The following is a 12,792-nucleotide window of genomic DNA, read 5'->3' on the forward strand; positions in this document are numbered from 1 at the left end:
CGGCGGGCGAACCGGCACGGAGCCCGAGTACGGTATGCGTCCCCTCGCCACTCTCTCGCACGAAACGCTCCAGCCGATGGCGCCAAGCGGGCGGCGCGTCACCGATTCGCGTGAGGAAATCGTCGGTTACCTCCGCGACATGTTGTCCGAGGACCACGCCGCGCTGCTCGCGGACGGGGCGCTCGACCCGACGACGGGCAACAGCACCTGGTACACCGACCTGCCCGGCGAGGCGATGCGCTACGACGCCGCGCCGCCGGAGCGGCAGGAGGCCGCCTACCAGCGCCTCCAGACCCTTCTGGCCGACATCCGGGCCGAAACCGACCGCCTGTCGGCCAGCGGCGCCCGGGGCGACCAGTTGCTGGCCCGCATGCTGTCGGCCGCCATCGAGGTGCCGGACACCGGGGCGATCTACATTGTCGGCGACCGTCCGGTGCTGGTCGGCTGGGGCCACCTGCGCGCCGGGGATGATCCGCCACGCGGCGTGATCGGCTCGCTGGACCCCCCGCAACGTACCGCGGCCCCCCCGCCGCCACCGCCGCAGCCACCGCCACAGGTCGCGCCGACGGCCCCCGCGCCGCCGCCCTCGCCCATCACCCCGGTCGGGGGCGGTGTCGCGGCGCTGGAGCCGGAGCGGCGCACGTCGTTCTGGCCCCTGCTGCTGTTGTGGGTGCTGCTGGCCTTGTTGCTGGCGGCCATCCTCATCTCGCTGCTCAGCGCCTGCGGCGTCGGCCTGCCGCCGCGCGCCCTCGGCCCCATGCTGGTCGGGCGCTGCCCGATCCCGGTCGCGGCCGACCCCGACCGTTCGGCACTGGTCGCCGAATCCCAGCACGGGCGCAGCCTGGAAGACACCATCCGGCGGCTGGAACTCGCCATACAGGAGCGCGCCGGTCAGTGCGACGCCGAGGTCGCCGCCCTGCCCGAACCGGTGCCGGAGCCTGTGCCCTCCGTCGCACCGGAATCGGAGCCGGAACCGGAACCAGCCGAGGTCGTGCCGGACACGCAGCCCCCGGACGAGGACGACGAGGAGTTCGACCGCCGGGTCGAAGAACAGGGCGGCCAGTCGGACGAAACCCAGATCACCCTGATGTGGGACAGCACCGACGACCTGGACCTGAAGCTGCGCTGTCCCGACGGCCAGCTCATCAGCTATCAGAATCCGTCGCGCTGCAACGCCGTGCTGGACGTCGACGTCAACGAAAGCGACCGTAATCTGGTGCGCGATGCGGTGGAAAACATCGTGTTCCAGGGGCCGCCGCCGCCGGGCCAATATCAGGTTGTGGTCGACGTCTACAAGACGCGCGAGAGCGCCAACCGGCCGATTCCCTTCCGCGTCCGTCTGGTCATCACGGGCGAGCGGCGGGTGATCGAAGGCGTGTCGCGACCACCGCACCGGCCGCTGACCATCGCGGAGTTCACGCTGCCGTAACGCCGTCGTCGGCGTGCCACGCGGCAGCGGCGCGACCCCGCGCAAGACCAGAGTCCATCGGAAGCCCGACATGCTGAAGCCGCTCACTCTTACCGCCGACATCGCCGTGGACGCACAGGTCATCACTCTGGTGCCCTACAGCGGAATCCAGTTCATTGATTTCGGGTTCAACGCGGAGACGGTGCGGTCGACGGCCAGCTTCTGGGAGCGGGAATCGGCCGAGGCGCCGCCGGAGGGCGCGGTGGCGGCCGGCGTGGAGACGCCGGACGACGAGTCCGGACCGAAGGCGTGGTACCAGCTCTTCAAGCTGGAACAGGATCCGGAGACGCGCGAGCTGGTGCTGCCGGGCTCCAAGGACGTTCCACCCGAGGACGAGGTCTACCGGATCGCGCCCAAGAAGATCCTCGAAAACTACGCCCACCAGTGGATTCCGGTCCCTATGCTGCGCCAGCGCGATCGGGGCCCGGGCGGCCGGCCGATCCTGGACATCGGCCCCACCAACTGGGCGCGGGCCATGATCGTGCCCCTGGACACGCCGGAGACGGACGGCACCACCCACCGGGTCGTGCTGGCCGTCGACACCACGCTGGCGGAACGCTCGCAGCGGCGGGGCTATTCGGCGCCGACCCGGGAGGATTCCGACCGCGAGGACGATTTCCTGCTCGGCGAGTCCTTCGAAACGGTGTCGTGGTTCTGCGCCCTGCCCTGGATACGGGAATGGCTCGATCGGCTGTACCGCACGACCCAACGCCGGGGCCGAAGCCCGAAGGACGGCCACCGGCTGGAGGCGTACGCCCTGTACGTCGCCTTCGTCGACCTACTGCACGCCGCTCTTTCGCCGCCGCCGCTGAAGCTGCTCGACACCATGTCGGAGTCCTCCAGCCGGTCGAGCATTCCGGTCGATCTGGTCTTGGACATCGGCAACAGCCGCACCTGCGGCGTGCTGATCGAGGACCAGCCGGGCACCGACGAGGTAGACTTATCGCAGTCGTACGCGCTGGAGTTGCGCGACCTGGGCAACCCCTGCCATGTCTATTCCGACCCGTTCGAAAGCCGGGTGGAGTTCAGCCGCGCCGAGTTCGGGTTTTCCGACCTCAACCGGCACGCCGGCCGGGGCACCGCGTTCAACTGGGCCAGCCTCGTGCGGGTGGGGCCGGAGGCGGCGCGCCTCGCCGGCTCCTCGGTGGGCAACGACGGCGCCACCGGCCTGTCGAGCCCCAAGCGGTACCTGTGGGACACCCAGGAAGCCCGCATGCCCTGGCGCTTCAACGGCCGCGCCAGCGACACCGGCACGCTGGAGCCGGTCGTCGGCGGCAACCTCATGCGCTACCTCACCGACACCGGTGGCGTGCTGGCGACGCTGAGCCGCAAACAGCGACCGGCCATGACACCGCTGTTCTCGCGCTCGTCCCTGTTCATGATGATGCTGGTGGAAATCCTTCAGCAGGCGCTGAGCCAGATCAACGCCCCCGCCGTGCGCGCCGAGCGGCGGCGGCGCAACGAGCCACGCCACCTCGCCCGCGTCATCATGAGCCTGCCGTCCGCGACCCCGCTGCCGGAGCTGAAGATCCTGCGGGAGCGCGCCCGCGAAGCGGTCGCCCTCGTCTGGGCCACGATGAAGGCGGAGGCTTACGACGCCCCCCTGCCCCCACGCCCGGAAATCGACCCGAAGTGGGACGAGGCCAGCGCGACCCAGCTCGTCTACCTGTTCACCGAGATCAAGCACAACTTCCAGGGCGACATGCGCGCCTTCTTCCGCCTGATGGGGCGCGAGCGGCCGCGCATCGGCGAAAGCCTGCGGGTTGCCAGCATCGACATCGGCGGCGGCACCACCGACCTGATCGTCACCACCTACACCCACGAACAGGGCCGCGCGATCCGCCCGCACCAGGAGTTCCGCGAGAGCTTTCGGCTGGCGGGGGACGACATCCTCCAGGCCGTCGTCGAACAGCAGGTGATGCATGCCATCGGCGCCGCCCTGCGCGCGGCCGGGGTGCACGACGATACGCCCATCCTGACCGAAGCCTTCGTCGGCGACCGCGCCGGCCTGTCGGAGCAGCAGCGCCACCGGCGCAAACAGTTCGTGAACAAGTGCCTGATCCCGATCGCCCTGCACCTGATGCATCGCTCGGAGGAGGTCGCGCTCGGCGTCGATCCCCCGCCCACGACCGTGCGGTGGGAGGAGATCTTTCCGCCCGAAAGCGAGACGGCCCCCAGCGACGCCGTGCTCCGCTACCTCGACGAACCGCTGTCCGAGATTCTGGGGCGCCCCTGGTCGATCCGCGAGGTGCCGTTCGTGGTCGACATGCAGGCGCTGACCAACACCGTCTGGGGGGTGATCGGCGACGTGCTGCGGCTGTTCGGTGAGGTCGTGCACGCGATGAACTGCGACATCCTGCTGCTGTCCGGGCGCCCGTCGCGCCTGCCGGCGGTGCAGGAGCTGGTGTTCGCGCTGGCGGCGGTGCCGGCGGACCGCGTGGTGCCGATGCACCATTACGCCGCCGGAAGCTGGTACCCGTTCCGCGACGCCCTGGGCCGCATCGAGGATCCGAAAACGACCGCCGTCGTCGGCTCCGCCCTGTGCGAGCTGGCCAGCGGGCAAATCCACCGCTTCCGCATCGAGTCGCACCGGCTGGAGCTGAAATCCACCGCCCGCTACATCGGGGAAATGGAACAGTCCGGCTACATCAAGAACGATCGCCTGTTCTTCAGCGACCTCGACCTGGACGACCCCAGCCCCAAGCCGCTGTCGCACACCTTCGAGATGCTCGCCCCCATGGAGATCGGGTTCCGCCAGTTGGGCATCGAACGCTGGCCGGCCACGCTGCTGTATCGGCTCGGCCCCTCGGACCGGCGCGACTTCCAGCGCTATCCGGCGCCCTGGCGCTGCGTCATCGAACGCTCGGACATCGACCAGGACGATGTGGACAGCGAGGAAAAGAAAGAGATCTTCAGCATCGAAGAGGCCGTGGACCGGGACGACAACGATGTTCCCCCGAACCGCGTGCACCTGCGGCTCCAGACGCTACAATCCGAACAGGGCTATTGGCTGGACACCGGCATCCTGCGCCTGACATAGGGGACGGGACCAGGACCCGGGGGATATGGGGGCCAGACGGTCCGCAGACGGTGGGGGCCGGCCTATGACGCGCCAGCCGACCCCACACAGGGCAGGACCGACACAGGATAGAAGGGCGGGACCAAGCGAATGGCTGTAGAGGCGAACAAGCTGCTGGAGACATGCGACGCGACCGTGACCGCCGGACGCGATTCCCTGGACTGGTTTCAGGACAATGGGGAGCTGGTGCGCCACGACGCCGTCCAGATCAACCGGGCGTTCCGCCGCCACGTCATGGCGGCGCGCAAGATGCGCACGGCCATCGAACGCCCGATGTGCGTCGGCGTGTTCGGCGCCAGCCAGGCCGGCAAGAGCTACCTGATCTCGGCCCTGGCGCGGAAGGGCACCAATCCGCTGACCACGACGCTCGGCGGCAAGCGCATGGACTACCTCGCCGACATCAACCCGGAGGGCGGCAAGGAGGCCACCGGCCTCGTCACCCGCTTCACGGTGCGGCCCGTTCCCGCCCTGCCCGACGCGCCGGTCAGTCTGCGCCTGCTGACCGAGACGGACATCATCAAGATTCTCGGCAACAGCTACCTCGCCGACGTGGACCACAGCACGGTGGACCCGCCGGACGGCGAGGTCATTTCGGCGCTGATGGACACCCTGCGGGGGCGCATGAAGACCGCGCCGGTTGACCGCCTGACCGAGGACGACGTTTTCGACCTGCAGGAGTATTTCGACCGCACCTTTGGCGGGGTGGAGCGCGTCAAGGCGTTGCGGGTCTCCTACTGGGAGGCCGCGGCCGAACTCGCCCCCTATCTGGAAATCGCCGACCGCGCCACCCTGTTCGCGATCCTGTGGGACGACCTGAGCGCCTTCACCGACGTCTATGTCCGCCTGCAAAAGGCGCTCGCCCAGTTGGGCTTTCCGTCGGAAGCCTGTTGCGGGCTGGAGGGCCTGCAACCGCGCAACCAGAGCATCATCAACGTCGATACCCTGCACGACCTGGGCCAGCCGAACGCCGCCGGCACCGTCACCCTGCGGTCCCTGAACGGGCAGTCGGCCACGGTGTCGCGCGCCGACGCCACCGCGCTGATCGCCGAGTTGGCCATCCAGATCGACGAACAGCCCTGGGACTTCTTCGAGCACACCGACCTGCTCGACTTCCCCGGCGCGCGGGCCCGCGAGAGCATCCGCGACATTCACGGCTATCTGGCCGATTCCAGCAAGGTCTGGGTGTTCTTCCTGCGCGGCAAGGTCGCCTATCTGTACGAGCGGTACTGTGCGGATCAGGAACTGACCAGCATGCTGCTCTGCGTCGGTCCCTCCAACCAGGAGGTCGTAACCCTGCCGGCCATGGTCAAAAGCTGGATCGAGGCCACCCACGGCGAACGCCCGGAGGACCGCGCCAAGCAGGACACCGCGCTGTTTCTGGTGCTGACCAAGTTCGACATGGAATTCGCCGACAAGAAGGGCAGCGACAAGACCGACCTGTCGACGCGCTGGACGACCCGGCTGGAGGCCTCGTTCCTGCACTTCTTCGGCAAGCAGGACACCTGGCCCTACGAGTGGGACGGCAAGAACAGGCCGTTCCAGAACATTTTCTGGGTCCGCAATCCGAACATCAAGGACGAGGCCCTGCTGGACTACGACGAGAGCGACCACGAGATCGGCATCCGCGCCACCGCTCAGGACCGCATCGCCAAGCTGAAGGCCGGCTACATCCAGAACGGCGAGGTCCAGACCTACGTCGGCGAGGCGGAGTTGAAGTGGGACGCCGCCATGAAGCTCAACGACGGCGGGATCGGGTTGCTGGCCGAGCGGCTGCGCCCCGTCTGCCGGCCGGAGCTGAAGCTGCGCCAGATCGAGGGCCGGCTGTCCGATCTTCGCGAGCGCATGGGCCAGCGCCTGAAGGCCTACTACGTCTCCGGCGACCGCGAGGCCGAGCGCCTCAAGCGCCGCCAGGAGTTGGAGGACACCGTGATCCCCTGCCTGATCGACTGCATGGAGGCGACGCGCTTCGGCGTGCTGCAACGCCGCCTGATGGTCGAGGCCAAGGATATGGAGCGGGTGTTCAAGCAGATGCGGTTTCGCTTCAGCCGCCCGCGCGCCCCGGACCAGCCCGCCGCCCCAACCAGCGCCCCGGCCCCCCGCCCGCGCGGCTTCGGCATGAACCTGCGCGACCGGGTCAAGCCGAGCCCCGGCAACGGCAACGGACATGGCGACGGACACGGCACCGGCGCGCCGGACGGCGAGGACGCCGGCAAGCCCGCCGCGACCAACGGGCACGACTCCGCCTCGGCCTTCGTCGACGCGGTGTTGCAGGCCTGGGCCGCCCAGATCCGCGACTTCGCCCAGGACGCGCAGGCCTGCCAGTACTTCCTGTTCAACCCGACCGCGTTCGACACCCTGGTGAACGAACTGCTGATCGGCTCGGAACGGTTGGCCATCGCCGACAGCGCGGCCGAGACGCTGCGCGACTGGATGCGTCTGTCCATCGACTCGCACCAGACCGCGCCCGGCGCCGGCATCATCGCCGCCAACGCGGTCAACGGCTACCTGCGCAGCCTGGGCTTCGACGGTCGGGAGGAAGCCCGCCGCCCGCGCGTCGCAGAGGGCGACGGCGAGCGGCCGATCTTTCCCAAGCGGCCGGACAGCGGCCCCCTGCGGCTGGGAGAGGACCCGCTGCCCTACGACATGAACTATTGCCTCGACTGGATCGAGGCCATCCGGGTCCTGACCGAGGAGAACGCCAGCGGCGGGACCGACGCCAACACCCCCTCCAACCGGACGCTCGGCGGGATTCTGGCGGCGCTCGGCGCGGTCCCGGCCCCGGTGAGGGACGCGGCCCATGACTGATATCGACGTCGCCATCGACGAGGATGTCGGCAGCCCCGGCTACGCCCGCATCCTGGTGCCCGGGGCGGGCGCAGCGGGCCAGAACGCGCGCTTCCGCATCCAGCGTAAGGACCGGGACGAAAACAACTGCCTCGCCCCCAACGGCTGGCGCAGCGGCGCCACCGATCTGGTCGCCTGGAAAACGGTGGTCGACGGCCCGGACCTGATCCTGCACGTCGGCCCGGAGATCGTCGATGTGGTGCCCAACGACATCGCGGTGGAAGTCTCCGTGCCGGCGGTCGGGGTGATCGAGTACGTGTTCTGGCCCGACCTGCCGACGTCGAGCGTGACGCCCGGCCAGTTGAACGAGTCCGGACCGGCGGCGCCGAAAGCGCCCCCTCCCCGACCGACACCCCCGCCGCCAGCCCCCCCGCCGCCGGTTCCGGCGCCCGAACCGCCGCCTCCGGAGCCGGAACCGTCGGACCGAACGGAACTGGAGCCTCCGCCCCAAGAGATGTGGGAGGACGACCCGCATGACATGGATATCCCCCACCCCGATGAGGCGGACGACGACGCGACGCGGGTGTTTCACCCGGCCCCCCCGCACGAGGACGAGCACCATGGGCGCGGTCTGCTGTTCTGGCTGCTGATCGGCCTCGTGCTGGCGATGGTCTCGGCGGTCGCGGTCTGGGCCCTCCTGACCTTCGTGCTGCGGGAACCAACGCCGCCCGCGCCGGAGCCCCCGAATCCCGTCGTCCTTGGGCCGGGACCGGACGCGTCAGCCGCGGAGGAGCCCGAGCCCCCGCCGGAGCCAGACCCCCAACAGGAGCCCGAACCGGAACCCGAACCGGAACCCGAACCGGAGCCGGCCGCGACGGTGTCCTGCACCGAGCCCTATGCCTATGTCCGCGAGTACATCGAGAGCGAACCCATGGCCTTCAACACCTGGGTCACGCACGCCAAGGCGCTGGCGACCGAGCAAGCCGGCTGCAACGACGCCATCGCCCTGCTCCTGCTGGAAGCGGCCGACAACGGCAACGCCGACGCCCTGCGCTATATGGCGGAACTGGCCGACCCGCTGGTCGAGCACGACGACCGGATCATGTTCACCGAACCGGATCCGCTCAACGCGCTACGCTATTATTCGAACGCGGCCGCCGCCGGGGACACGGAAGCGGACGCGGCGCGCACGCGATTGCTCAACCACCTGCGACAGCAGGCCGCGCAGGGCGATACGCAAGCCCGCACGGTTCTGGAGACCCTCGGAATCGAGTGACCGGGCGCGAATAACCGGGACCGCGTGACCGCCATACCCTATTGGGGGGTGTGTGACGGGACTCAGGTGCCCCGCCGCCGGCCATGCCTGGCGCAGAAACGCAACGTTTTGGGTTTTGGGAGAACACCATGCCGCGGTCAGGATCGGACAGCCCCCAGGATCGAGATCAGCGCGGGACGGCAGGGCCCCGCGTGGGGTTCTCCGCACCCCGCCGAGGGCGAGGATGGGGGCCGCGGTGGAACCTGGGCCTGCATCTGGCCGTTCTGGCCCTGGCCCTGGCCGGCGCGTTCGGGCTCGCCGGCCCGGCGGACGCCCGCGACCCCATGCTGATCGAAGGCAAGCGCACCCTGTTCCAGCGCGTGCTGATGCGGCCGGGCGCCGAGCTGCGTGCCCAGCCCAACCTCGCCGAGGCGGGCACGACGGTGGAGCCGTTCTCCGTCTACTACGTGTTTGACCGGCGCAACATCGGCGGTCAGGAGTGGGTCGAGGTCGGGGCCGACCGCGAGGGCACGCGCACGGCCTTCGTGCCGACGCCCGCGACCATCGACTGGAAGCACTCCATGATCCTGGCCTTCACCAATCCGGCGCCGCGCAGCGGACCGGATGGGCCACGCCCGGCCATGATCCTGGACACCAAGGAATCCCTGGTCGACCTGCTCAACGACGAAGCCATGGTGCCGAAGAGCGAAGCTTGGCGCCGCGAGGCCATCCAAGCCCGCGCCAACGACACGACGGTTCCGGACACCAACCCGATCGTGGCGCTGGAGCCGCCCGAGTACGTCGATCTGCAAGAGAACTTCTATCTGCTCCCGGTGTTGGACTACGAGGACACGCTGTTCCGCTCGCTGCGGCGCAAGGTCCTGCTGATGCAGGTGGCCTCGGTCACCAAGAAGGACCCGCCCGCCACCAACGCGCCCATTACGCCGGCGGGCCCCTTCCGCGTCGGCATCGTGTTCGTGATCGACGCCAGCGCGTCCATGAACCCGTACATCGAGCGCACCCGCCAGACCATCCGGGCGGTGTTTCAGCGCATGCAGTCCGCCGACATCAAGGCCGAGGTCAGCTTCGGCATGGTCGCCTTCCGCGACAACATCAACGCGGTGCCCGGCCTGGAGTACACCACACGGATCGTCGCCCCGCTGGAGCTGGAAACGAACCCGACGCAATTCCTGCGGCGAATCCAGACCCTGAACGAAGCCCCGGTCAGCAGCCAGGGCTTCATGGAGGACGCCCTCGGCGGCATCGACGCGGCGCACAACATGCCGGCTTGGCGCGACTTCAACGCCCGCTATCTGGTGCTCATCACCGATGCCAGCACACGCGCCTTGGGCGACCCGCTGGCGTCCGTCAATATCCTGCCGGAGCACCTGAACCAGCAGGCCCAGGAAGAGGGCTTTGCGATCCTGACGCTGCACCTGAAAACGGCGGCCGGCGTCAACGATCACGCGGTGGCCGAACAGCAATACCGCGCCCTGTCGCGGTTCCAGGACCGCGTGCTGTACTATCCGATCGAGAACGGCGACGTCACCACCTTCGGCCGCACGGTGGACACGGTCACGGCCGACCTGCTGGACATGGCGCGGACCGCCATTGATGACTCCCTGCCCCCGGCGGCGACGCCCGAGCAGGAAGCCCTGCGGCAGGTCGGGCGGGCCATGCGGCTGGCTTACCTCGGCCGCCAGCGCGGCACCCGTGTGCCGGACGTCACGCAGGGGTGGCTCGCCCACCTCGACCCGCAGGACCTGCGCCAGGCGGTGGTCGAGCCGCGCGTTCTGCTGACCCGCAACCAGCTCAATGACCTGAAGACCACCATCGACCGGCTGACCACCCTCGCCCGCACCAACCGGCTGCGCCCGGCCGAGTTCTTCGGCCGCCTGCAAAGCGTTGCCGGCAACATGGTGCGCGACCCGGAGCGCATCGCCCAGGGCCAGATCGAAAGCCTCGGCGACGTGGTCGGGGAGTACCTGGACGACCTGCCCTATGAAAGCGAGATCATGGGCCTGACGGAACGGGATTTCCTGTCCATGGGGCCGGTCGGCCAGCTCAACCTTTTGCGCAACCTGGAAAGCAAGCTGGAGCTGTACCGCCGCTTCGACGGCAACGCGGACCTCTGGGTCGCCCTGGCCCCGGACGAACCCGAGGGCGAGAAGGTCTATCCCGTGCCCCTAACCGCGCTGCCCTAGGCGCGGCATGACGGCGCCCCTGGTGCACATTCGCGACGCGCGCGTCCCGCGCATCGGCCGGGATCGCCGCTTTGTGCTGGAGGTGCCCGCCTTCGACATCGCCCCGGACGCGGTGATCGCCCTGGTGGCCCCCAGCGGGCGGGGCAAGAGCACGCTCATCAACCTGCTGGCCCTGGCGACGCCACCCGACCCAGGCGCGCAATTCACGGTGGCCGGGGTGAACGTGGCCGCCCTGTGGGCGCGCGGGCGGCACGACCACCTCGCCCGGATTCGCGCCAGCCTGTACGGCTATGTTGTGCAGACCGGCGCCCTGCTCGCCAGCCTGACCGCGCGCGAGAACATCGCCCTGACCCAGCGGCTTGCGGGACGGCCGGACGAGCGCCTGATCGACGCGCTCGCGGAGCGGCTGGGCATCCGCGCGCTGCTGTCCGACCGGCCGGCCTCGCTGTCGGTGGGGGAGCGCCAGCGTGTCGCCATCGCCCGCGCCGTGGCCCACCGCCCCCATCTGGTGCTGGCGGACGAACCGACCGCCTCGCTCGATCCGGTCAACACGGCGACCGTCATGGATTTGCTGCTCGACCTGCGCGGCGCACTGGGGTTCGGCCTGATCATCGCCAGTCACGACTTGGAGACGCTCGACCGCTTCGGCATCGCCCGCGTCGAACCCACCCTGACCGCGCAGGGCGCAGAAACGCGGGCGGTGTTCGTGTATCCGGCGCCCTCCGGGGAGCCCCCGGCATGAGCCGCGCCCCAACACGCAAGCCCCGGCGCTCCCCCGTCGGATCCTTGGCGTTAGCCGTCTACATCGCCGTGCGGCAGGTCCGGCACACTTGGCTGACCACCGCCTGCTACGCCATCGCGCTGGCCGCGGTGCTGGCGCCCCTGCTGGTCCTGTTCGGGCTGCGCAACGGCGTCGTGACGGAGATGGAAACCCGCCTGCTGCGCGATCCCGACACCCTGCGTATCACGCCGCTGAAGACCGGCACCCTGGAGCCCACCCTGCTGGAGCAGCTCGCCGCGCAGCCCGGCACGGCGTTCCTAGTGCCACGTACACGGCCGCTGTCGCTGACCGTGGACCTGGAGGCCGCCGGCGGCGCCACGCTGTCCGCCGACCTGGAACCCACGGCGCCCGGGGATCCGGTCCTGGCGCCCGGCCCCATCCCCGCCCCCGGATCGGATGCCATCGTGCTGAGCGACTCGCTGGCCCGGGCCCTGGGACGCCGCACCGGGGACACGGTGCCGATCCTGGTCACCCGCACCCTGGATGGCACCTACGAGCTCGCCGAGGTCGAGGCGACGGTGCTGGACATTCTGCCCCCGACCGGGCCCGCTCGCGCGGTCGGCTTCGTGTCCCTGCCCCTGGTGATCGACATCGAAAACTTCCGCGACGGCCACCGCGTGCCCGCGCGCGGCTGGGGCGCCCGTGGCACGGAGCAGAGCGGCCCGCGCCCGTTCGCCGGCTTCCGGCTGTACGCCCGCGACCTGGAGGCCGTGCCCGCGCTGGTGGCGTGGCTGCGTGAGCACGGCATTCCCACCCATTCGTCGATCGAGGACGTCCAGGGCCTGCGCATGCTCGACCGTAGCCTGGGCATCGTGTTCGCCATCATCCTGGGCATCGGCTCGGCCGGCGTGCTGCTGTCGCTGGGCTCCAACCTCTGGGCCAACGTGGAGCGCAGCCGCGCCGATCTGGGCATCGTGCGGCTGATGGGCGGCACGTCGGGCGTGCTGGTCGCCATTCCGGTCATCGAGGCGCTGCTGATCGCCCTGTCCGGGTTCGTGCTGGGGGCGTTGGGATACGCGGTCAGTGATGCATTGCTGTCAGTCGCCTTCGCAGCACCCGGGCTGGAGGACGGCAACATCTGCACCCTCAGCCCAACGCACTGGGTCATCGCGCTGCTCGCCACGACCGGATTCGCGGCCCTGGCCTCGGTTCAGGCCGCCGCCCGCACCTTGAGCATCCCGGCCGCCGAGGGCCTTCAGGGCGGGCCGACCTGACCCCGGC

Annotated in this window: 7 protein-coding genes; all 7 read left to right on the forward strand. The window is 69.7% G+C overall.

Going from position 1 to position 12,792, the window contains the following annotated elements; all coding sequences use genetic code 11:
* Nucleotides 1-34: 34 nt before the first annotated feature.
* The 7 genes from GGD82_RS19120 (at nt 35) to GGD82_RS19150 (ending at nt 12,785) form a co-directional block, all read left to right on the forward strand.
* Nucleotides 35-1,429: a DUF2135 domain-containing protein gene (locus GGD82_RS19120; protein ID WP_150063919.1), complete on the forward strand. Its 1,395-nt coding sequence runs from the start codon at nt 35-37 to the stop codon at nt 1,427-1,429.
* A 70-nt stretch (nt 1,430-1,499) separates the two neighbouring features.
* Nucleotides 1,500-4,508 (forward strand): virulence factor SrfB, encoded by a 3,009-nt coding sequence (locus tag GGD82_RS19125; protein WP_150063920.1) that lies wholly within the window; start codon nt 1,500-1,502, stop codon nt 4,506-4,508.
* A gap of 129 nt (nt 4,509-4,637) precedes the next feature.
* Nucleotides 4,638-7,352: a virulence factor SrfC family protein gene (locus tag GGD82_RS19130; protein ID WP_150063921.1), complete on the forward strand. Its 2,715-nt coding sequence runs from the start codon at nt 4,638-4,640 to the stop codon at nt 7,350-7,352.
* The gene (locus GGD82_RS19135; protein ID WP_170284460.1) at nt 7,345-8,607 is read left to right on the forward strand and encodes a hypothetical protein; all 1,263 of its coding nucleotides are present in this window, start codon (nt 7,345-7,347) and stop codon (nt 8,605-8,607) included. Before GGD82_RS19130 ends, GGD82_RS19135 begins: the two co-directional genes overlap by 8 nt.
* A 128-nt stretch (nt 8,608-8,735) precedes the next feature.
* The gene (locus GGD82_RS19140) at nt 8,736-10,790 is read left to right on the forward strand and encodes a vWA domain-containing protein (protein WP_184013323.1); all 2,055 of its coding nucleotides are present in this window, start codon (nt 8,736-8,738) and stop codon (nt 10,788-10,790) included.
* A gap of 7 nt (nt 10,791-10,797) precedes the next feature.
* On the forward strand, nt 10,798-11,532 hold the full coding sequence (locus GGD82_RS19145; protein WP_150063925.1) for an ABC transporter ATP-binding protein: 735 nt from the start codon (nt 10,798-10,800) through the stop codon (nt 11,530-11,532).
* Nucleotides 11,529-12,785: an ABC transporter permease gene (locus GGD82_RS19150; protein WP_150063926.1), complete on the forward strand. Its 1,257-nt coding sequence runs from the start codon at nt 11,529-11,531 to the stop codon at nt 12,783-12,785. The genes GGD82_RS19145 and GGD82_RS19150 overlap by 4 nt, the downstream gene beginning before the upstream one ends.
* Nucleotides 12,786-12,792: the final 7 nt, after the last annotated feature.

This window comes from Roseospira marina (assembly GCF_014197855.1).
Taxonomy (GTDB): Bacteria; Pseudomonadota; Alphaproteobacteria; order Rhodospirillales; family Rhodospirillaceae; genus Rhodospira; species Rhodospira marina.